A 21,200-nucleotide genomic window follows, 5' to 3' on the forward strand; every position below is an offset into this window, starting at 1 on the left:
ACGAAGGTCATTTCTGGTTCCGCAGGGCGACCATATCCGGTTTGCCGCTCGGCAGCAGCGGTATGCGCGCCACCCGCTCCACCGCGCGTGGCGCGGCGTGGGCCGGCAGCCGCCGCTTGGCGTAGGAACGCAGCTCGTCCAGGGTGACGTCGCCCACGACGACGGCCGTGACCGCCTGCCCCCACTCGGGGTCGGGGCGGCCGACGACCACCACGTCGCGCACCGCGGGATGCCCGGACAGGACCTCGGCGACCGCCGCGGCGACGACCTTCTCACCACCCGTGATGATCACGTCGTCGGCCCGGCCGAGCACGGTGAGCCGCCCGTCCTCGATCACGCCGAGATCGGAGGTGACGAGCCAGCCGTCCTCGAACGGCCGTCCCCGAGGCGGGCGGTAGCCGTCGAACAGCACCGGCCCGCGCAGGCGCACCAGCCCGTCGTCGCCCGTCGCGATCTCGACGCCGTCGAGGGGCGCCCCGTCGTACACGCAGCCGCCGCTGGTCTCGCTCATGCCGTACGTCGTGACGACGCGGGCGCCGGCGGCCCGGGCCTCGGCGAGGAGGCCGGGCGGGGCCGCGGCGCCGCCGAGCAGGATCGTGCGGAAGGCGGCCACGTCGGCTCCCGCGTCGAGCATGCGCCTGAGCTGGGTCGGGACGAGCGAGACGTGGTCGGCGCCGGAGCCCGCCACGTCCGCCGGCGAGAACCGCGCGTGGATCACCGGCTCGGTCGCGCTCAGCATCGACCGGACGAGCACCTGCAGGCCGGAGACGTGGGCGGGCGGCAGGCAGCACAGCCACCGCTCGCCCGGCCGGGCGCCGACCCGGGCCAGCGACGCCCGCGCGGAGGCGGTGACCGCCGCGGCGGACAGCTCGACCCCCTTGGGGACGCCGGTCGAGCCGGATGTGGCGATGATCACAGCCGCGTCGGTGGGCCGTCCGTCCGGCTCCCGGCGCATTCCGTCGGGAGTGACGACGTGGGTGGGGCGCAGGGCGTCGAGCGCGGCGTCGAGCGCGGGGCGCGGCAGGTCGGGGGACAGCGGCAGCACGGCCGGGCCCGTGCCGTCCAGCGCCGCGCGCACCGCGTCGAACAGCGCGGCGCCCGGGGGCATGACGAGGGCGTGTAGCGGGCGATGTCCGGGCGGGCTGAGCACGGTCGTAAGGTTAGTGCGGGCACGGGCGCCGCCGGCGTCCGCCCCGGTGGGTGACGGACTGAGGAGCGGGTGTGGCGAGCGACGTCGACTGGAAGCGGTCAGGAGAGTACGAGGACATCGTCTACGAGACCGCGGAGGGCCTCGCGAAGATCACTATCAATCGGCCCGAGCGGCACAACGCGTTCCGCCCCACGACCCTCTTCGAGCTCAGGGACGCGTTCAACGTCGCGCAGGAGGACACCGGCATCGGTGTGATCATCCTCACCGGCGCCGGAGACCGGGCGTTCTGCTCCGGCGGCGACCAGAAGATCCGCGGCGACGACGGGTACGTCGACGACACCACTCACGGCATCGGCCGGCTCAACGTCCTCGACCTGCAGGTGCAGATCCGCCGCTGCCCCAAGCCGGTGATCGCCATGGTGGCGGGCTACGCGATCGGCGGAGGCCACGTCCTGCACGTGTGCTGCGACCTGACGATCGCCGCCGACAACGCCAGGTTCGGCCAGACCGGCCCGAAGGTCGGGTCCTTCGACGGCGGCTACGGCTCCTGGCTGCTGGCCGAGACGGTCGGCCTCAAGCGGGCCCGCGAGATCTGGTACCTCTGCCGCCAGTACGACGCGCAGACCGCCCTGCAGTGGGGCCTGGTCAACGCGGTCGTGCCGCTGGAGCGGCTGGAGGAGGAGACCGTCCAGTGGGCGCGCGAGCTGCTGGAGAAGTCCCCCCTGGCGCTGCGGATGCTGAAGGGCGCGCTCAACGCCGTCACCGACGGGGCGGCCGGCATGCAGCAGTTCGCCGGCGACGCCACGCTGCTCTACTACATGAGCGAGGAGGCCCAGGAGGGCCGTGACGCGTTCAAGGAGAAGCGGACCCCCGACTTCGGTAAGTTCCCGCGCCGCCCGTAGCGCGCCGCCGTCCGAGGTGGATCCCATGAGGACGGCACGTCCGTCGTGCCGTACGGTTGCGGGCTGGAAAGCGGGAGGAGGCGGCCGAGTGAACGGGAATCCGGCGCCGGGGCGCTGGACGCCGGAGAACGCGCGCCTGATCGGGCCCACGGCCGGCCTCAGGGTGAGGCACGGAATCAGGGACGGGATCGGCCACGGAGGCGGGCGGTGAACCCGGCCACCGCCCTGGCGACCGTCCTGGTCGACGAGCTGGTCCGCTGCGGGGTGACCGATCTGGTGCTCGCGCCCGGCTCGCGGTCGACGCCGCTCGCGCTGGCCGCGCACGCCGAGCCCCGGCTGCGGCTGCACGTCCGGGTCGACGAGCGGTCGGCGTCCTACCTCGCGCTTGGCCTGGCCAAGCGGTCGGAGCGCCCGGTGGCGGTCGTCTGCACGTCCGGCACCGCGGCGGCCAACTTCCACCCGGCCGTGATCGAGGCGTCCGAGTCGGGCGTGCCGCTGCTCGTGCTGACCGCCGACCGGCCGCCCGAGCTGCGCGGCACCGGGGCCAACCAGACGATCGACCAGATCAAGCTGTACGGCTCGGCGGTGCGGTGGTTCGCCGAGATCGGCGTGCCGGAGGAGCGGCCGGGCCAGGTGGCGTACTGGCGTTCGCTCGCCTGCCGGGCCTATCAGCGGGCGGCCGGTCCGGTCGACCCCGGCCCGGTCCACCTGAACGTCGCCTTCCGCGAGCCGCTGGTCCCGGACGGCGACACCGGCTGGTGCGAGCCGCTCGCCGCGGAGGAATCGGGCCCCTGGGTGCGCGCCCGGGTGGCGCCCCCGGCCGCCGCGCTGCACATCCCGCCGACCCGGCGCGGCGTCCTCGTCGTGGGAGACGGCGCCGCCAACGTGCGCCGCTACGTCGCCGCGGCCGGGATGGCCGGCTGGCCGGTGCTGTCGGAGCCCAACGGCGGCGGTCGCTACGGCGACCACGCCGTGTCGATGTACCACTTCCTGCTGGGCGACCAGGGTTTCGCCGGCGCCCACCGGCCCGACGTCGTGGTCACGCTCGGCCGTCCGGGTCTCTCCCGGCCGCTGCTGTCGTGGCTGCGGGGGGTCCAGGAGCACATCGTGGTGACGCCCGACCTGGCCCGCTGGCCCGACCCGACCCGCTCGGCCACCCAGGTCGCGCAGGCGGTGGAGATCCCCATCGCGGCCGGGAACGACGCCTGGCTGCGGTCGTGGCGGCACGCCGAACACGTGGCCAGGGAGGCGGTCGACGAGGTGCTCGACGCGTCCGGCCTCAGCGAGCCGCGCCTGGCCAGGGACCTGGCCGAGCTGCTGCCGAACGGCTCGCTGCTGGTTTCCGGGTCGTCGATGCCGATCCGGGACCTCGACCAGACCATGCGGCCGCGGCGCGGGCTGCGCCTGATGGCCAACCGGGGCGCCTCGGGGATCGACGGCGTCGTGTCGACCGCGATCGGGGCCGCGCTGGCCCACAACGGCCCGGCCTACGCGCTGATGGGCGACCTGACCCTGCTCCACGACCAGAACGGTCTCGTGCTCGGCCCCCGGGAGCCCCGGCCGGACCTGTGCCTGGTCGTGGTCAACAACGACGGGGGCGGGATCTTCTCGCTGCTGCCCCAGGCCGCGCTCGACGACCAGTTCGAGCGGATCTTCGGGACGCCCCACGGAGTCGACTTCGCGCACGTCGCGGCCGCCGCGGGCCTGCCGTACACGCTGGTGTCCGAACCGGACGAGCTGCCGAGGGCGCTGAAGGGCGACGGACTGCGCCTGGTCGAGGCGAGGACCGACCGCCGGGCCAACGCGGCGATCCACTCGGCGCTGCGCGACGCGGTCCGGGCGGCGATGCGCTCCTGAGGCCCACCGGGCGGGCCTTGAGGCTCACCCGGCGGACATGGTCCTGAGGTCCGACCCCGCGTTGGTCCTTCAGAGGGATGCCGCAGTCCGTGCCTGGCGGCAGAATGGGGCGAGGTTTCCCCTTCTGAGGAGCGACATGCACGTCGACGAGTGGCTGCAGACCATCCCGTCTGTCTGGGTTTACCTGGCGGTCGGGGTCGTCATCGGCCTGGAGAGCCTCGGCATTCCCCTGCCGGGGGAGATCGTGCTGGTCAGCGCGGCGCTGCTGGCGGCCAAGGGGGTGGTAAGCCCGCTGACGGTCGGGATCTTCGCGAGCGCGGGCGCGATCATCGGAGACTCCATCGGCTACCTCATCGGGCGCAAGGGCGGGCAGCCGCTCTTCGACCGGCTCGGACGGCGGTTTCCCAAGCACTTCGGGCCCGCGCACATCGCCAAGGCGGAGCAGTTCTTCGGCCGGTGGGGCATGTGGGCCGTGTTCTTCGGCCGTTTCGTCGCGTTGCTGCGCATCCTCGCCGGCCCGCTCGCGGGAGCCCTGCGCATGCCGTACTGGCGGTTCCTGATCGCGAACGTGCTGGGCGGCGCGCTGTGGGCGGGCGGCACCACCACGGCGATCTACTACCTGGGCCGGGCGGCGGACAAGTGGCTGAAGAACTTCTCCTGGGCGGGGCTGGGGGTGGCCGTGGTGTTCGGCCTCGCGACCACGCTGTGGATGAAGCGCAAGGCCGCGAAGGCGGCCGAGCAGGAGGAGGCGGCGGAGTCCGCCGAGCCCGTCAGCGCGGGGTGATCCACGGGGGACCCCGGGTGTGCCTTCGCCCGGCGGGCCGATCAAACTGGAACCTGCCCACGAAACAGAGGGAGGTTCGGTCGATGACGGCGCGCCACGACCACCTGCGCTGCCCCCGCTCCTCGTCCCCGCGTCTCCGGCACCGGTCGCGGCGCCGCGCGGGGGGCGCCGCGTGAGCGCGGACGCGATCGAGGGGGGCTCGCCGCGCGAGGCGTTCCTGTCGGCCTTCCGGCGGCACGCGTCCGGGGTCGCCGTCCTCACCGTGATGTCGGAGAACGGACCGGCCGGGGTGACGATCACCTCGCTGGCGTCGGTGTCCAGGGAGCCCCCGCTGCTGTCGTTCGGGATCGCCGTGGCCTCCTCGTGCTGGCCCGCGGTCCGCGACACCGACGGCTTCGTGGTCAACATCCTCGCCGAGGGACAGCACGACCTGGCCGCGCTCTTCGCCCGCAGGGGAGCGGACCGGTTCGGCCCGCTCACCCGATGGAGCCGCCTGCCCACCGGTGAGCCGCTGCTCGACGGCGTCGCCGCCTGGCTGCGCTGCCGGGTGCGGGAACGCTTCATCGCCGGAGACCACCGGCTGATCCTCGGCCAGGTCGTCGACGGAGGCTCCGATCCCCGGCACCGCCCCCTGCTCTATCACGACGGGACGTATCACGCCCTGATCCCGTACGACCGCCGGAAATCCGCGGGAGGCACCGATGACTGATCACGGCACGCTGCCGGAGAACCCGGTCGGCCGGGGTCGCTACGGCGACCTTACTTCGTAAAGGCGTCCGGTCGCGCGCCACCGCCCGGCCGGTACAGTGACGCCGTGACCGCGTCGTACCGGACGATCAGTGCCCCCGTCGAGCACGAGACGGAGGTGCGCCGCTCGCGGTTCGTGTGCGCGCTCGCCCCCGCGCCCACCGAGGAGGCCGCGCGGGAGTTCGTCGCCGCGCGCAGGCGGCTGCACCCCGACGCGTCGCACAACTGCTCGGCGTACGTGATCGGGGACGGGCCACGCCGGGCGGACGACGACGGGGAGCCCGGGGGCACCGCGGGCACGCCCATGCTGGAGATGCTCGCCCGGCGCGGCTTCGCCGACGTCGTGGCCGTCGTGACCCGATACTTCGGCGGGGTCCTGCTCGGCGCGGGCGGCCTCGCCCGGGCCTACGGCGGAGCGGTCGGCGCGGCGCTCGACCGGGCGCCGGTGGTGGAGATGGTGCCGGCCACCCTGGTGACCGTCACCGTCGGCCACGCCGAGGCGGGGCGGCTGGAAAACGACCTGCGCGCCTCGCCGTACGCGCTGCGGGGCGTGGAGTACGGCTCCCGGGTGGCGTTCGAGGTCGCGGTGGCGGCGGACGGGATGCCGGGCTTCGAGCGGTGGCTGGCCGCGGCGACCGCGGGCCGCGCGCGGATGTCCGCAGGAGCCCTCGTCCGTCTGCCCCGCTGACGGCACCGCTGACCGTCCCCGCCGGGCACCCGCCCAGCGCGTCGCCCGGAGGGTGCGCTGCGGGTGCCCGCGGTGCTCACCCTCCGCTCAGCCCTCCAGGGCGTACTGCATGGCGCGGAGCTTGGCCTGCGCCTCCGCCAGCTCGGCGGCGGGATCCGACTTCGCCATGATCCCGCACCCGGCGAAGAGCCGCGCGGTCGCGCCCGAGACCTCGGCGCAGCGCAGCGCGATGCCCCACTCGCCGTCGCCGCGCGCGTCGATCCAGCCGACCGGGCCGGCGTAACGCCCCCGGTCCATGCCTTCGAGCTCGCGGATGACCCGCAGGGCGGTGCCGGTGGGGGTGCCGCCGACCGCGGCCGTGGGATGCATCGCGGCCACCACGTCGAGCACGGAGGCGCCGTCGGACAGCCGGCCGGTCACCCGGCTGGCGAGGTGCTGCACGTTCGGCAGCACCAGCAGTTCCGGCTCCTCGGGGACGGTGAGCGACGAGCAGAGCGGCGCGAGGGCCTCCCGCACCGACGCGACGGCGTACGCGTGCTCGTGCCGGTCCTTCTCCGAGGCCCGCAGGGCCGCGCCGCGGGCCTCGTCCTCGGCGGCGTCGGCGCCCCGCGCCGTGGTGCCCGCCAGGACGAGCGACTCGATCGACTGGCCGCTGTGGCGGACGAGCAGTTCGGGTGTGGCGCCCACCAGGCCGTCGACGGAGAACGTGTAGCACTCGGGGTAGCGTCCGGCCAGCCGGGCCACCAGGACACGGGGGTCGATGTCGCGCTCGGCGGTGACGGTGAGGTCGCGCGCGAGCACGACCTTGCCCAGGGCGCCGTCCCTGATCCTCTCCACGGCCAGCGCGACCCGGTGCTCCCACTCCAGGGCGGACAGGGAGCCGTCGCCGTACCGGATGCGGCCGGGATCGCGGGGCGGCGTCGCGAGCCGGAGGGCGTCGTCGCCGATCGTGGTCAGCCACGCCCGGCCGTTCCTCCGGCCCAGTACGACGCGCGGGACGACCAGGACCGAGCCGGGCGAGTCGGCGTCGAAGGTGAAGGAGCCCAGCGCCACCGGCCCCGATCCCGGCATCAGGACCTCGTCCTCGATGTCCGCGCCGGCGAAGAGCGAGGACAGCCACTCCCGCGCGCGGTCGAACCGGCCGGGACCCGGCGGGATGACGGCACGGGCCGCCTCACCCCAGCCCACGAGACCCTCGCCGTGCCTGATCCAGGCGTACGGCGCGGAGTCCGGAAGGCGTGCCGGTAGATCCCGTGGATCGCTCACCGCGATCGTTCTGACCACAAGAGGACGGATAAGGGCGACACTCACCCGACTCACTCTACGCACGATCTGAACGTGTTCGACCCCAACCCCCCTTGGATGCCCGGGGCCCGGCTGTCAAGCGGCGATAGGGAGTTGGTCACGGAAGGCTCGCCTTCCCTGGTGGCGATAGAGCACACCTCCAGCGGATCCCTACCTTTGATCTCCCGGAGGTGTTCATGATCCTGAAAATCGGGGCCGTGCTGGCCGCGTCGATCGTCCTCACACCGGCCGCCGCGCGGGCCGGGACCACGCCGGCGGTGATGGCGGCGCTCGGCGACTCGATCAGCGCCGGGTTCAACGCCTGCGGCTGGTACGTCTCGTGCACCTCGCGATCGTGGTCCACAGGCGACAACGCGGCGATCGACAGCCACTACCTGCGCCTGCTCGCCCTCACCCCCGCCGTCAAGGGCCACAACCTGAACTTCGCCGTGCCCGGCTCCACCAGCGCCGACCTGCCCGGCCAGGCGCGCAGGGCCGTCCAGAGCGGAGCCGGCTACGTCACGATCCTCATCGGCGCGCAGGACGCGTGCACGGGCACCCCCGCGCAGATGACCCCGGTGGCCGACTACCGCCGCCACATCGACGACGCCCTCGCTGTGCTGCGGCCGTCCGGGGCGAAGGTGCTCGTCGCGAGCATTCCCGACATCGCCCGGCTGTGGCGGGCCGGCAAGGACAACGCCGTGGCCCGCACGTTCTGGGCGGTCGGGCACATCTGCCAGGCCATGCTGGCCCGGCCCACCTCGGCCGCGAAGAAGGACGTGGCCCGCCGGGAGGCCGTGCGCGAGCGGGTGATGGCCTACAACGAGCAGCTCAGGCAGGCCTGCGCCCGGTACGGGCCCGCATGCAGATATGACGGAGGCGCCGTCTTCTCCTATCCCTTCACGCTGAAGCAGGTCAGCGGCTGGGACTACTTCCATCCGAACGCCGAAGGACAGAAGGCGCTCGCCAAGGTGACGTTCGACGCCGGGTTCCTCGCTCCGCTGGAGCCCTGACCCCGGCACCTTCCTCGGGGACCCTGATGCGCGACATGTCCGCGGCGGGGCCGGGTCAGAGCCAGCCGTTGTGGCGAGCCAGCCGCGCGGCCTCGATGCGGTTCCTCGTGCCGGTCTTGCCGATGGCCGACGACAGATAGTTGCGCACCGTGCTCTCCGAAAGGTGGAGCCGGGCCGCGACGTCGGCGACCGTGGAGCCGTCCGCCGCGGCTGCCAGGACGTCGCGCTCCCGGCCGGTGAGCGGGCTCGAGCCGGTGCTGAGCGCGGCGGCGGCGAGCGCGGGGTCGATGACCCGCTCGCCGCGCAGCACCCTGCGGATGGCGGCGGCCAGCTCCTCGACCGGCCCGTCCTTCACCAGGAACCCGGACGCGCCCGCCTCCATGGCCCGCCGCAGGTAGCCGGGGCGGCCGAAGGTGGTGAGGATCAGGACGGCACAGCCCGGCAGCGCCTGCCGGAGGTCGGCCGCGGCGTCGAGGCCCCCGCGGCCCGGCATCTCGATGTCGAGCAGGGCGACGTCCGGACGGGTCCGCAGCGCGGCCGCCACGACCTCGTCGCCGGACGGCACCTGCGCGACCACCTCGATGTCCTCCTCCAGCCCGAGCAGCAGGGCGAGGGCACCCCGCATCATGCCCTGGTCCTCGGCGAGCAGCACCTTGATCACTCGGTCTCCTCCGCGTGCGGTACGGCTGCGCGCGGCACGGTTTCGTACGGCACGGCTTCGTACGGCACGGTCACCCGGAGCCGGAAGCCGGGTCCGGCGGCCGCCCCGGGCGGCGGCGTGGTGGACGGCGCGGTTGTCGGTGCGGCCGGCGGCGCCGCGAGCGGCCCGGCCTCCATCGTGCCGCCCGCCGCGCCGACCCGCTCGCGCAGACCGGTCAACCCGTTCCCGTAGCCGTTTCTGTGGCCGCTCCCGTGGCCGTCGCGGTGCCCGTTTCCGTGCCCGGCGCCGTGCGCGCCGTCGTCGCGGATCTCCAGGACGAGCCCGTCGAGCCCGTCGCCGCGGCGCAGGTCGATCGTGCAGGTGGCCGCGTCGCTGTGGCGGATCACGTTCGTGACGCCCTCCCGCACGGCCCAGCCGAGCAGGGCCTCCGTCTCCGGCGGGAGGGACACGGACGACGCGCTGACGACGACGGCGATCCCGGCGCCGGTGAGGGCCGTGCGCGCGGAGTCGAGCTCCGCCGCGAAGCCCCGCCCCCGATAGCCGGTGACGGCGGCGCGCACCTCGGTGAGGGCCTGCCGCCCGATCTTCTCGATGTCCGCCGCCTGCCCGGCGGCGGCGCCCGCGTCCACCGGCGCCAGGCGGCGTACGGCCTCCGCCTTCACCACCATGACCGACAGGGTGTGACCGAGCAGATCGTGCAGGTCGCGGGCGAAGCGGAGCCGCTCCTGGGCCACGGCGGCCTCGGCGAGCTCTCGCCGGGTGGCCTGGAGCTCCCGGATGGCCTCCCAGAGCCTGATGATGATGGCCGGGACGATTCCCGCCATGAGGGTTCCCCAGGCGAGGGTGAGCACGCCGCCGACGTCCTGGGCGCCGCTCCACAACTGACACACCATGCCGGCGAGGCAGATGGCGAACAACGCCACCGGCAGTTCCCGCCCGCGCAGGGCGGTGCCCGCCGCCACGGCGACCATCGGCATCAGGAACCACCAGTTGTCCTGGAAGCCGGCGGCGGCCGCGAACGCCGTCACCATGAGGAACGGAAGCGTCCGGGTGGCCCGCCGCCGGTCGGTGAACGCGAAGTGGACGACGACGCAGTAGAGGGCGGCGGAGGCGACGAGGGCCGCCGCCGCGAGCCAGACGGGATGGGACCGGCCGTGGACGGTGTCCCACACGCCTCCCGCCGTGAAGGCGGCCCACATGTACATGCCCCTGGCGTCGGGCCCCTTCTCGTCCTTGCCGAGCGGGTCCAGCCACACGTCGCGCCGGTCACTCATCGGTTCAAAGGATGTCATACGGGTCACGCCCGGCGGCCCGACCGGCGGTAGCCGTACAGGGCGTAGACGCCGAAGAGCACGAGCCATCCGGCCAGTACGGCGACCTCGCGGGCGCCCGGGGCCTGTCCGAAGGCCACGTGCCACGACAGCGAGGCGTAGCTGTTGGACGGGGTCCACTCCGCGATGTGCCGCAGCCAGGCGGGGAACCCGTCAACGGGCACCCACAGGCCGCCGACGATGGAGAGCAGGAGCATCGCGGTGATGTTGGCCATTCCGGAGGTCTGCCCGGTCAGCCGGTAGCCGTTGCCGAGGCCGAACAGCGAGAAGGGCACGGTGCCCGCCCACAGCAGGCCGGCGATGGACAGCCACTGACCTGCGTCCAGCGTGACGTGGTTGACCAGCGCCCCGGTGAGCAGGACGGCCACGATGCCGGGCACGACCACGACGGCGCCCGTCAGCACCTTCCCGGTCACCACCTGGACCGGAGCGAGCGGGGTGAGGCGGAGCCGGCGCAGCCATCCGGCCTCGCGGTCCTCGGCGAGGCCGCTGCCGTTGTTGAACGCGCTGCCGAGGGCGCCGTACGCCGCCATGCTCACCATGGTGAAGATCGCCGCGTGCCGCCTGTCCCCTGAGGCGAGCCCGAGGTTGGTGAAGACGAGGTACATGACGACGGGGGTGGCGACGCCGAAGACGACGTACCCGCCGTCGCGCGCGGTCCGCCGCAGTTCCAGCGCGACGTATCCCAGGGTCAGCCGGATCGGGCGGGGTGTCAGTGGGGCCATCAGACGGTCTCCTTCCGGATCAGGGCGACGAAGGCGTCCTCCAGGTTCGCGGGGACGACCTGAAGGTCGCGTACGGCTCCCGCCTCGGCGAGGGCCATGACGGTGGCGTCGGGGTCCCCGCTGCGCAGGTGGGCCCGGTCGCCGTGGATCTCCAGATGGCGGACTCCCGGCAGCGCGCCCAGCCAGGTCGCGTCGCCACGGGCGGTGACGCTCACGGTGGTCAGCGCGACGGCCCGTTTGATGTCGGCGCTCGTGCCGTCCGCGATCACCCGGCCGCGGTCGACGACGATGATTCGATCGGCCTGCTCGTCGGCCTCCTCCAGGTAGTGGGTCGAGAACAGGATGGTCCTGCCCCGGCTGGCCAGGCCCCGCATGCTGTCCCAGAACTCGCGCCTGGCCTCGACGTCCAGCGCGGCCGTCGGCTCGTCGAGCACGAGCAGATCGGGGTCGCCGGCCAGGGCGGTCGCGTACCGGACGCGCTGGGCCTGCCCGCCGGACAGCCGGTCGACGCGGCGGTCCCGCAGGTGGGTGATCTGGGCCAGCGCCAGCAGCCGGTCGAGGGGCAGGGGAGCGGGGTAGGTCCCGGCGAGGAAGCCGAGCAGTTCCCGCACGGTGACGCGCGGGATCAGCCCGCCCTCCTGGGGCATGGCGCCCACCCGACCGCGGCGCACGGCACGCTCGGGATCCAGCCCGAAGACCGTCGCCCGCCCGGAGTCGGGTGGCAGCAGCCCCAGCAGGACGCCGATGGCGGTCGACTTTCCCGCGCCGTTCGGGCCGAGCAGGGCGACGGTCTGTCCACGGGGGACGCGGAGGGTGAGGTCGTCCACGGCCCGGACGGAGCCGAAGGTCTTCGTCACCGATTCGAGGGAGACGGCGTTGGTTTCCACGGTCCCAACGTAGAAATCCACGAGGCGCGCCAGTAGATCGATGAATCCGCGGTACGACGGGACAAAAGTACTGGTGATCTACATCGTAAAGGCGTCGGCTCGGGTCAGGAGGGCCGACGGGCGCGGACGAGGGAGTCGAGCAGGTCGTCCCAGCGGGCACCGACGACGTCGAGCCCGTACGCGGTGGCGGTCTCCTTGCCCCGGCTGCCGAGCTTGTGCCGGAGATCCTCGTCCTCGATCACCGAGCAGATCGCGTCGGCCATGGCGTGGATCTTCCCGGGCTGCACCAGCAGGCCGTCGAGTCCGTGGGTGATCAGCTCGGCCGGCCCGGTCGGGCAGTCGTAGCTGACCACGGGCAGCCCCTTGCTCATCGCCTCGAGCAGCACCATCGGCATGCCCTCGCGGCGCGAGCTGAGCACGAACATCGACGCCGCGCCGAGCTCGGCCCCCACGTCGGAGACCGGCCCGGCCAGGATGACCCGGCCGGTCAGCCCCCGCTTGTCGATGGACGCCCGCAGCCGCTCCTCGCGGGGCCCTGACCCGATGATGCGCAACGTCCAGTCGGGGTGCCGCTCGGCCACGTGAGCCCACGCCCGGATGAGCAGGTCGTAGCCCTTGACGTGGGTGAGCCTGCCGACGGTCACGACCGTCTTGGCCGTCAGCGCGGAGTCGCCGCCCGTCAGCGGCGGCACGGCGTTGGGGATCCGGGTCAGGACGCGAGGAGGAGTGCGCCCGCCCTTCCCGTAGGCCCGCTCGTACGCGAGGAGGTCGGTCGGCGTCAGCGTGACCAGAGCGTCGAGCCTGCCGTACCGGCGCATGATCTGGCCGCGGACGCGTGGCCCGTGGGCGGACAGATGGCTGTGTTCCTGGCCCACGGTGATGATCTCGGGTGGGGCGAAACGCGCCGCGATCAGGTTGAGCCCGGGGCGGGTGCCGAGGAGGATGCCCCGGCGGCGCGAACGGACGTACCGGACGATCTTGAGGTCGGTACGGAGACTGAACCAGTGATAGGCGGGCTCGTCCTCGGGCACGAGGCGGCTGGGAAAGCGTGACAGCAGGCCCCGGCGTCTGGGCAGCCTGTCGTCGAGGTAGCGGATCCGGACGCCGGGCGGCACCGGGAAGAAGGGCTCGTCGCGTTCGCGGACCACGCTGACGATCTCGACGTCGTGGGTCCTGGCGAGGTGGCCGGCCAGATTGAAGACGGTCCGGATCGTGCCGCCCATCCCGTTGGCGTGGAGCAGCAGGATGCGGATCTCACGGCCGTCCGGCGGCGGTGCCGTACGGGCGCGCCGCCGGTCGCGGGCCTCCAGCGCCCGCACGAGTAAGCGTGCCACGCGGCGGGTCGGCGACCCTGAAGCCCGTGAAGACCCTGAAGTCCCTGAAGATGCTGACGACGTTAAGGACACGGTCGTCCCCCGTTCCCTCGAAGTTTGTCCCCCTTTTCTCAGACGTTTCCCAGGATCTTAATGTTGATGTGATCTATCTCACTATAAATCGATAGATCGGATAAATCGGTATATAGCGGTCTGCTTCGTGGGGGTGTCTTCCAGGACGGCCGGCACGTCGTACGTCGCGACCCGGGTGGCGACCCCGGGCGGGAGGTGGGTGCAGGCGCGGTCGGGCACTCCGGCGAGGGCGACACCGGGCCGTGAGAGGAACGGGATCACGCGTTCGGCCAGGGGCCGCTCGTAGAGGACGTCCCCGGCCAGCACGACGTCCTGGCCGGGGGCGCGGTCGAGCAGGTCCCCGGGGAGCAGGCGGACGCTCACCCCGTTGGCGCGGGCGTTCAGGGCGGTGGCCGCGAGGGCGTTCGGATCGACGTCGTTGGCGGTCACCTCGGCCGCGCCCGCCAGGGCGGCGGCGACGGCGACCAGCCCGGAGCCGGTGGCGACGTCGAGCACGGTGCGTCCCCGGACGAGCTCCGGATGATCGAGGATGTGCCGGGCCAGCGCCTGCCCGCCCGCCCACGGATAGGCCCAGAACGGCAGCCGCCCGGCCAGCTCCCAGAGCTCGTACAGCTCCCCCTCAGTGCCGTCGGTGCTGTCGGTGCCGTCGCGGCCGGGTGCGCCGACCGTCCCGGGCCGGGCCGCAGTGCGCAGCCGGATCTCCGGGACGTACGGCACCGGGGCGAGCGTGGTGTGATCGCGGACGAAGGCCGCGAGGGCGGGGTCCGGCGCCGGGCCGGGCGGGATCGCGACGTCGTCCACGCCGCGATCGTATCCGGGGAGGCGGAATCGTCCGCCCGACTCCGCCGGGAGCCGGTGATCCGTATGGCCGCACCCACCGGGGCGCGGGCGCTCAGATGATCGTGAGCTGCTGTGGCGCCGGGGGAGCCGCCGGGCGGGGCGCCCGCTCGGACCCGCGGGCCCCGCGCGGTCGTGAGCTGCTCATCCCGAACCTCCGCGCGAGCTCGGCCACCTGCCGGGTGAGGCGATCCTGATACGCCTTCGGCGCGTAGGCGCCCCTGCCGTACAGCTCCTGATAGCGGGGGACCAGCCGGGGGTGCTCCCGGGACAGCCACGCCAGGAACCACTCGCGCGCTCCGGGCCGCAGGTGCAGCGCCATCGGGGCGACGTAGGTCGCCCCGGCATCGGCGATCTCCCGGACGGTGCTCGCGAGCGCCTCCGGGGAGTCGGACAGGTAGGGGAGGATCGGGGCCATCAGCACGCCGCAGCGGATGCCCCGCTCGTTGAGCGTGGCGCAGACCTCCAGCCGCTTGCGGGGGGCGGGGGTCCCCGGCTCGACCGTCCGCCAGAGGTCCTGGTCGGTGAAGCCGACGGAGACCGCCGCGCTCACGTCGGTCACCTCGGCGGCCTCGGCGAGCAGGTCGAGGTCGCGCAGGATGAGCGACCCCTTGGTGAGGATCGAGAAGGGGTTGGCGGCGTCCCGGAGGGCGGCGAGGATGCCCGGCATGAGCCGGTAGCGGCCCTCGGCCCGCTGGTAGACGTCGACGTTGGTGCCCATGGCGATCGGCTGCCCGGTCCACCGGGGAGAGGCCAGCTCCCGCCGGACGAGGTCGGGGGCGTTGACCTTCACCACGATCTTGGAGTCGAAGTCGTGCCCGGAATCGAGGTCGAGGTATTCGTGCGTCCTGCGGGCGAAGCAGTAGACGCAGGCGTGGCTGCATCCCCGATAGGGATTGATGGTCCATTCGAACGGGACCCGGCTCGCGCCGGGCACGCGGTTGATGATCGAGCGGGCCTGGACCTCGTAGAAGGTGATGCCGCGGAACTCCGGCGTATCGAAGGTCCGCGTGACCGCGCCACCGGCGAAGAGAGGAATGGCCTGTTCGTCCCGGCTCGGCTCGGCCAGGCGCAGGTGGTCCCAGCGCATACTCCCCATTAGAACAAGATTTCGATGCCGATCGCAACCGCCAACGCTCCGTAAATCGATTCCCTCGAAACGGCTAACGATCTTCATCGATGGGCAGAACGACGGCACACACCTCGCGTTCTGGAGAGTTGCGTCATGGCCTGGTCGCAGGACGAAGAGCGAATGCTGGCGATGATCGAGCGGCACCTCAGCGACGATGACCCGAAGCTGGCCGCACGGCTCCAGTCGTTCAACCAGCGCGTGGAGCGCGGGAAGCATCAGCGGCGCCGGTCGACGGACCGGCCGCCCCGCCGCAGGCCGAGCCGCTCGACTGTGATCATCGCGGTCAGCTGGCTGCTCATAGCGACGCTGATCGCCACTCTGCTCGTCATGGCGCTCCGCCACGACGCCGCCGCGTTCCCCATCTGACCGGACGGCCCGGCCGGCGGCGTGCCACGCCCCGGCGCGGACTGAACGTTTCAACGGCGTGGCCCGGGTTCCCTTCGGCCGCCGATCGGCTCGCCGGATGGGCGGGCGGCCGCGTTCGTCCAGGTGAGGCGGTCATCGGCGCGGCGCACGACCGGTCACCGCGACACGGGTGATCACATCGCGTCTCACTCGGCGAACGCCGCACCGGGCGACTGATCGCGACCGGCCGCTTGGTCGCTTAATTTCGGGACGCGCGGCCGACGGTGCGCCGCGTGGCGTGCCGGTGGCCTGCCGCCCCCGGCCGGCACCCCGACGCGGGCGGCAGCCGACCGTCGTCGTTTCCCGAAAGGACTTCCTGATGAGACGAAGTCTCGCCACCGGACTGGCCGCCGCGCTGGTCGCCGCCGGTGGAGTCGCAACGGTGACGATGCCGGCCGCGGCGGCCGCCGGATGCAAGGTGACCTACAAGATCGCGAACCAGTGGGGCGGCGGCTTCCAAGGCGACGTGGCCATCACCAACCTCGGCGACCCGATCAGCGCCTGGAAGCTGGAGTTCGACTTCCCCGACTCCGGCCAGAGAATCGCCTCCGGCTGGAACGCCACCTGGACGCAGACCGGCGCGCACGTGACCGCCACCAGCATGGCCTACAACGGCTCCATCGCCACCAACGCCACGGCCGGCGGCATGGGATTCACCGCGAACCTCACCGGCGCCAACCCCTTACCCACCACCTTCTGGGTCAACGGCGCCATGTGCAGCGGCCCCGCGACCCTCACCCCCACGCCGACGCCGACTCCCACGCCGACCCCCACCGCGACACCGACGCCGACCCCCAGCCCCACCCCGACACCGACGCCGAGCGTCACCCCCACGCCGGGCACGCCGCGTCCCGGTGTCGGACCGTGCACGCCGGGCACGACCTACCCCAATCCGCTGCCGTCGTCGTCGGTGACCGCCACCAAGATCCGGGACGGGTTCAACTTCCTGGAAGGCCCGGTCTGGGACGCCACCACCCAGAGCCTGCTGCTGACGCTCATGCGCGACGGCACCGGGCCGGAGGGCGTCCAGCCATCGGACGTGCTGCGATTCACCGAGCCGAACACCTTCCAGACCCTCATCTCCGGTTCCGGCAGCAACGGCCTGGCCCTCAGCCGGGACGGCGGCACCCTGCTGGCCGCGACACACGACCAGCGGAGTGTCTCCTCCTTCCGCCTGACCGACCTGACACGCGGCGTGGTCGCCTCCTCCTACCAGGGCCACGCCTTCAACTCGCCCAATGACCTCACCGTCGGCGCCGACGGCACCGTCTACTTCACCGACCCCGACTTCCAGCGCGCCAACCGGGCCGACCAGATGTCCGGCCGCACCGGCGTCTTCCGGGTCAAGAACGGCGTCGTCTCGCTGATCGACGACACCATCCGGGAGCCGAACGGCATCGTGCTCTCGCCCGACGGCAGGACGCTCTACGTCGGCGGCAACGGCACGGGCCGGATCTACAAGTGGCCGGTCAACTCCGACGGCAGCGTCGGCTCCCGCACGGACTTCGCGTCCCTCAACGGTTCGGACGGCGCCACCATCGACTGTGCCGGCAACCTCTACCAGGCCTCCTTCAACGACGGCAAGATCCACGTGTACGCGCCCTCCGGCGTGCAGCTCGGCACCATCTCCGCCGGACTGAACACCACCAACGTCGCCTTCGGCGGCTCCGACGGCCGGACGCTGTACATCACCTCGGGCGCACCCTCCCGCGGCGGGAACACCGGAAACTTCGGCCTCTACCGTGTCCGCTTGAACGTCCCCGGCTGGCCGTACTGACCTGGGGCCGCGCCGGTCGAGCCCGGCGCGGCCTGTCATTGCACCAGGCCCGTACGGCGGGGCCCCGCCCGGCGGGTAGAGCGCGGGCGGGGCCCCGCCGGCGTCAGCGGGCGGTCAGGCGGGCATGGGTCAGGACCGACAGGCGGCTCGGGGCCAGCGCGTCCGGCCTCCGCCACAGGGACTGGTCGACGGACTCGCGCTGCCCGGCGTGCTCGATCACCTCGAAACCGTGCGCGCCGAGGAGAGAGGCCATCTCCTCGGGGCCGAAGAAGGACAGCCACGCCTCGCCGCGCTCGGCGGCGAACGGCATGACCTGCTCGACGTACGACTGACCGCGGGCGTCGCGCAGTTCCTCGGGCAGCATGTAGTCGAGGACGATCTCTGTGCCGGGCGCGAAGCCCGCGATCATCGCGAGAGTGCCGTCGACGGCGTCGCGGGTCAGGTACATGACGACGCCCAGCCACGCGACCAGGGCGGGCCGGGTGGGGTCGAAGCCCGCGGCGACGAGAGCGTCCGCGGGGGACCGTGACTCGAAGTCGGCGGGGACGAACGTGAGGGTGGGCGGGATCGCGATCCCCGCCTTGTCGAACCGGGCGCGCTTCCACTCCTGGGTCGCCGGATGGTCGACCTCGAAGATCTGGACGCGCTGCGCGAGGGGCGACCGCAGGGCGAAGGAGTCGAGGCCGGCCCCGAGGATCACGTACTGTCCGACGCCGCGCCCCACGCCCTCTTCCAGGCGGTCCTCGGTGTAACGGGCGCGGGTGACCACGGCGGCTCGGGCCGACGCCAGAACCGGGTGCGCGCCGTTCGCCCGGTGATAGTGCACCAGCGTCTCGGCGGCGTCTCCGAGCAGCTCGTACGCGAGGGTGTCCCGGAAGATGAGGGGTTCGTCGTCGACGATCAGATGGGCCGCCCGCGCCGCGGCGGCGGTGAGGGCGGTCTGGCTGGGTTCTCCATTGCTGTTCACACAGAGAACATAAATTACTCTTCGCCAATCATATCAGGCGAATAAATTTTTCCGATATCGCCAGAATAACGAATTGGTTTACTAGCTCTGGTTATCTCGACATCGGTCTGGCGTTCTTCGCCGGGATAAACGCCTGGATCCTCAGCCGAGTCCCTTCAGGAACGCGGTGGCGATCGGGGCGGCCACGTCGCCGCCCATCCCGCCGCCCTCCACGACGACCGCGAAGGCGAGATCGCCGCGGAAGCCGATGAACCACGCGTGGGTGTCGAGCTTGGGGCCGGTGCCGAACTCGGCCGTGCCGGTCTTGCCGGCGGTCCCGGCCGGGAGGCCGGCCGCGTGGGCGGTGCCCTTGGTGACGACGGCGCGCATCATCGCCCGCAACTGCTCGGCGACACCATCGGGCAGCGACTTGGGCGAGGTCTTCTGCTTCAGGTCCGGCACCAGGGTCGGCGGGCGCCAGCTGCCGTCGGCCACGGCCGCCGCCACCGTCGCCATCACCAGCGGGCTGGCGGTGATCCTCGCCTGACCGAACGCCTCGGCCCCAAGCTCGGCGTCGCTGGTCGCCTTGGGCATGCTGCCCTGGGTTGCCGGGACGCCGATGTTCAGCGGCAGGTTGAACCCGAAGGCGGTGGCCAGGTCGTACAGTTTCTGCGCGCCGAGTTTGTCCGCGGCGAGCGGGGCGAACGTGGTGTTGCACGAGTGGGCGTAGGAGTCGAGGAACGACAGCGACCCGAACGCCTCGTGATCGGAGTTGCGGATGTCGAGGCCGCCGACCTTCACCTGCTTGGGGCAGGTCACCTTGGACTGCGGAGTGAGCCCCTCGGCGAGCAGCCCGGCCGCGGTGATCGTCTTGAACGTGGAGCCGGGCGCGTAGTTGCCGTCGAGCGCCCGGTTGAAGCCGCCCTTGTTGTTCACGACGGCGAGGATCTCGCCCGACGAGGGGCGGATCGCGACCAGGGAGGCGGGCTTCTCGACGTCGCGGACGGCGTCCGCGGCGGACCGCTGGACCCGCAGGTCGAGCGTGGTGCGCAGCTCCTCGCCCGCTTCGCCGTCGATGGTGTGGAGCACGGCGGGATGGGCGCCGGTCACCTGGATGCGCGTGGTCGGGGTGCCGGCGAGCCGCTTCTGGAACGCCGCCTGCAGCCCGGCCGCGCCGATCGCGTCACCCGGGCGGTACGCCGCGCCCAGCTTCTTCACGTCCTTGGCGGTGGCCTTGGCCAGATATCCCACGAGCTGCTGGACCGAGCCGCCCACGTCGCCGCCGTCGATACGGTCGCCGTTGGCGTCGGTGATGGCCGCGCGCTGCGGCCACGTCGTCTTGATCGACAGGTGGCCGCCGCCGGCCAGGGCCGGGTGGACGGCCGCGGGGGTCCAGTCGACCTTCCAGTAGTGGTCTTTCACCCTGAGCGGGAGCCGCCCCTGGTAGGTCCAGTCGCCCACGTTCTTCAGCCGGGCGGTGACCGTGTAGGAGGCGGTGGCCCGATCGCCGGCGGTCGTCGTCACCCGCACACCGGTGACCGCGACCGAGGACGCGCCGAGGTTCCTGGTCAGCTCGGCGTACGCGGCGTCGAAGCCGGGGGCCGGGGCGGCGAGCTCCGTCTTCATCGCGGCGGTGTCGCCGCGCGACCACGCGGCGGTGAAACGGGAGGCGGTCTCCTGCGGGGTGCCGCGCGTGTGGAGGACGTAGTAGGCGCCCCCCGCCGCTCCGGCCGCCACCAGTACCGCGACAGCGGACCCGATCGCCACGGTGCGTCCTCGCGGCACGTGCCACCCCCTGTGTCCGAGTAGTCCCCGAGCCTAGCGTCCCTTCACGGGCCGCCACAGGCCGGTCGGGGGAGCTGTGGACGAGGACCCGCGGATCAGCCGGCGTCCTTCAGGCTCGAGGCGTACCTCGGGACGTACTCCTGCCCCGACAGCCGCCGGATCGCCTCCATGACCTCGTCGGTGACCTGACGCCGGTCGCGGGCGCTGGCCGCGTCGCCGGTGAAGAGCATCGGCTCGCCGATGCGGATGCCGATCCGGTGGATCCGCGGCACGGAGGTGCCCGGCGGCAGGACCTTCTCGGTGTCCAGCATCGCCACGGGGAGGACCGGAGCCCCCGTGGTGAGGGCGAGCCAGGCCACTCCGATCTTGCCGCGATAGAGGCGCCCGTCGGGGGAGCGGGTCCCTTCGGGGTAGATGCCGAACAGCTCACCCGACTTCAGCACGTCAACGGCCGCGTCGAGCATGGCCTGGGCCGCGGCGGCGTTCTGCCGGTCGATCTCCATGGTCCCGGTCGCGCGCATCCACAGGGCCGTGAGCCGGTTGCCGGTGAAGTACTCCTTCTTGGCCACGAAGGTCATGTCCCTCGGCAGCACCGCGGGCAGGAAGAACGAGTCGAGGATGGACAGATGGTTGGAGGCCAGGATCGCCGGACCGTGCGTGGGGACGTGCTCGCGGCCCTCCACACGGGGCCGCCAGAGCGCGCGCATGACGGGAACGCTGATGATCTTCGCGGCGCGGTAAATCACGGGCTCTCCTTCACCTGGCGATGCGGACAACCCTAGGACCCCCGCCTGACGGTCCGAGTGTGGACATTGTGCAAGCGGAGCCCTGTTTTTCTGTATGACACCGCCAAGACGGCGGCGCCAAGACAACGGCGGCGCCG

At 72.5% G+C, this 21,200-nt stretch carries 20 protein-coding genes; 8 read left to right on the forward strand and 12 right to left on the reverse strand.

The window, feature by feature from the left end; translation table 11 throughout:
• Nucleotides 1-7 precede the first annotated feature (7 nt).
• Nucleotides 8-1,108, reverse strand: a complete 1,101-nt coding sequence (locus tag JOL79_RS10120) for an AMP-binding protein (protein ID WP_210155584.1) — start codon at nt 1,106-1,108, stop codon at nt 8-10.
• A 113-nt stretch (nt 1,109-1,221) separates the two neighbouring features.
• On the opposite strand from JOL79_RS10120, the gene menB reads away from it, so the two are divergent.
• The 5 genes from menB to JOL79_RS10145 all read left to right on the forward strand — a co-directional run bounded on the left by menB (nt 1,222) and on the right by JOL79_RS10145 (nt 6,128).
• Entirely contained in the window at nt 1,222-2,052 is an 831-nt protein-coding gene (gene menB, locus JOL79_RS10125) for a 1,4-dihydroxy-2-naphthoyl-CoA synthase (protein WP_210155459.1), read from the forward strand.
• A gap of 207 nt (nt 2,053-2,259) precedes the next feature.
• Nucleotides 2,260-3,909, forward strand: a complete 1,650-nt coding sequence (gene menD, locus JOL79_RS10130; protein ID WP_210155460.1) for a 2-succinyl-5-enolpyruvyl-6-hydroxy-3-cyclohexene-1-carboxylic-acid synthase — start codon at nt 2,260-2,262, stop codon at nt 3,907-3,909.
• 136 nt (nt 3,910-4,045) lie between these two features.
• Entirely contained in the window at nt 4,046-4,693 is a 648-nt protein-coding gene (locus JOL79_RS10135; RefSeq protein ID WP_210155461.1) for a DedA family protein, read from the forward strand.
• 172 nt (nt 4,694-4,865) lie between these two features.
• Nucleotides 4,866-5,402 carry a flavin reductase family protein gene (locus JOL79_RS10140; RefSeq protein WP_307848457.1) on the forward strand — a complete coding sequence of 179 codons (537 nt, stop codon included), beginning with the start codon at nt 4,866-4,868 and terminating at the stop codon, nt 5,400-5,402.
• Between the two features lie 105 nt (nt 5,403-5,507).
• The gene (locus tag JOL79_RS10145; RefSeq protein ID WP_210155462.1) at nt 5,508-6,128 is read left to right on the forward strand and encodes an IMPACT family protein; all 621 of its coding nucleotides are present in this window, start codon (nt 5,508-5,510) and stop codon (nt 6,126-6,128) included.
• Nucleotides 6,129-6,215: 87 nt separating this feature from the next.
• Here JOL79_RS10145 and JOL79_RS10150 read toward each other — a convergent pair whose 3' ends face one another.
• Nucleotides 6,216-7,439, reverse strand: coding sequence for an isochorismate synthase (locus JOL79_RS10150; RefSeq protein WP_210155463.1), 1,224 nt, complete (start codon nt 7,437-7,439; stop codon nt 6,216-6,218).
• 170 nt (nt 7,440-7,609) lie between these two features.
• Between JOL79_RS10150 and JOL79_RS10155 the strand changes: the two genes are divergently transcribed.
• Nucleotides 7,610-8,425 (forward strand): SGNH/GDSL hydrolase family protein, encoded by an 816-nt coding sequence (locus JOL79_RS10155; protein ID WP_210155464.1) that lies wholly within the window; start codon nt 7,610-7,612, stop codon nt 8,423-8,425.
• A 55-nt stretch (nt 8,426-8,480) separates the two neighbouring features.
• Here JOL79_RS10155 and JOL79_RS10160 read toward each other — a convergent pair whose 3' ends face one another.
• From JOL79_RS10160 to JOL79_RS10190, 7 genes are all read right to left on the reverse strand, one after another.
• Nucleotides 8,481-9,086, reverse strand: coding sequence for a response regulator transcription factor (locus JOL79_RS10160; protein ID WP_210155465.1), 606 nt, complete (start codon nt 9,084-9,086; stop codon nt 8,481-8,483).
• Nucleotides 9,083-10,360 carry a sensor histidine kinase gene (locus tag JOL79_RS10165; protein WP_210155466.1) on the reverse strand — a complete coding sequence of 426 codons (1,278 nt, stop codon included), beginning with the start codon at nt 10,358-10,360 and terminating at the stop codon, nt 9,083-9,085. Before JOL79_RS10165 ends, JOL79_RS10160 begins: the two co-directional genes overlap by 4 nt.
• 23 nt (nt 10,361-10,383) lie before the next feature.
• Nucleotides 10,384-11,142: an ABC transporter permease gene (locus JOL79_RS10170; RefSeq protein ID WP_210155467.1), complete on the reverse strand. Its 759-nt coding sequence runs from the start codon at nt 11,140-11,142 to the stop codon at nt 10,384-10,386.
• A complete protein-coding gene (locus tag JOL79_RS10175) occupies nt 11,142-12,029 on the reverse strand; it encodes an ABC transporter ATP-binding protein (protein WP_210155468.1) in 888 nt (295 codons plus the stop codon). Before JOL79_RS10175 ends, JOL79_RS10170 begins: the two co-directional genes overlap by 1 nt.
• 104 nt (nt 12,030-12,133) lie before the next feature.
• The gene (locus tag JOL79_RS10180) at nt 12,134-13,363 is read right to left on the reverse strand and encodes a glycosyltransferase family 4 protein (RefSeq protein WP_307848459.1); all 1,230 of its coding nucleotides are present in this window, start codon (nt 13,361-13,363) and stop codon (nt 12,134-12,136) included.
• Between the two features lie 153 nt (nt 13,364-13,516).
• Nucleotides 13,517-14,236, reverse strand: a complete 720-nt coding sequence (locus tag JOL79_RS35390; protein ID WP_210155470.1) for a class I SAM-dependent methyltransferase — start codon at nt 14,234-14,236, stop codon at nt 13,517-13,519.
• Between the two features lie 91 nt (nt 14,237-14,327).
• Complete coding sequence (locus JOL79_RS10190; RefSeq protein ID WP_210155471.1) at nt 14,328-15,362, reverse strand: Rv2578c family radical SAM protein; 1,035 nt, start codon at nt 15,360-15,362, stop codon at nt 14,328-14,330.
• 135 nt (nt 15,363-15,497) lie between these two features.
• Between JOL79_RS10190 and JOL79_RS10195 the strand changes: the two genes are divergently transcribed.
• A complete protein-coding gene (locus tag JOL79_RS10195; RefSeq protein ID WP_210155472.1) occupies nt 15,498-15,770 on the forward strand; it encodes a DUF3040 domain-containing protein in 273 nt (90 codons plus the stop codon).
• Between the two features lie 358 nt (nt 15,771-16,128).
• Nucleotides 16,129-17,586: an SMP-30/gluconolactonase/LRE family protein gene (locus JOL79_RS34950; RefSeq protein ID WP_210155473.1), complete on the forward strand. Its 1,458-nt coding sequence runs from the start codon at nt 16,129-16,131 to the stop codon at nt 17,584-17,586.
• 103 nt (nt 17,587-17,689) lie between these two features.
• On the opposite strand, the gene JOL79_RS10205 is transcribed toward JOL79_RS34950, so the two are convergent.
• From JOL79_RS10205 to JOL79_RS10215, 3 genes are all read right to left on the reverse strand, one after another.
• Nucleotides 17,690-18,553 (reverse strand): class I SAM-dependent methyltransferase, encoded by an 864-nt coding sequence (locus JOL79_RS10205; protein WP_210155474.1) that lies wholly within the window; start codon nt 18,551-18,553, stop codon nt 17,690-17,692.
• 141 nt (nt 18,554-18,694) lie between these two features.
• Nucleotides 18,695-20,299: a penicillin-binding transpeptidase domain-containing protein gene (locus JOL79_RS10210; RefSeq protein ID WP_307848460.1), complete on the reverse strand. Its 1,605-nt coding sequence runs from the start codon at nt 20,297-20,299 to the stop codon at nt 18,695-18,697.
• 113 nt (nt 20,300-20,412) lie between these two features.
• Nucleotides 20,413-21,063: a lysophospholipid acyltransferase family protein gene (locus tag JOL79_RS10215; protein ID WP_307848461.1), complete on the reverse strand. Its 651-nt coding sequence runs from the start codon at nt 21,061-21,063 to the stop codon at nt 20,413-20,415.
• Nucleotides 21,064-21,200 lie beyond the last annotated feature (137 nt).

Source organism: Microbispora oryzae, assembly GCF_017896165.1.
Classification (GTDB): domain Bacteria; phylum Actinomycetota; class Actinomycetes; order Streptosporangiales; family Streptosporangiaceae; genus Microbispora; species Microbispora oryzae.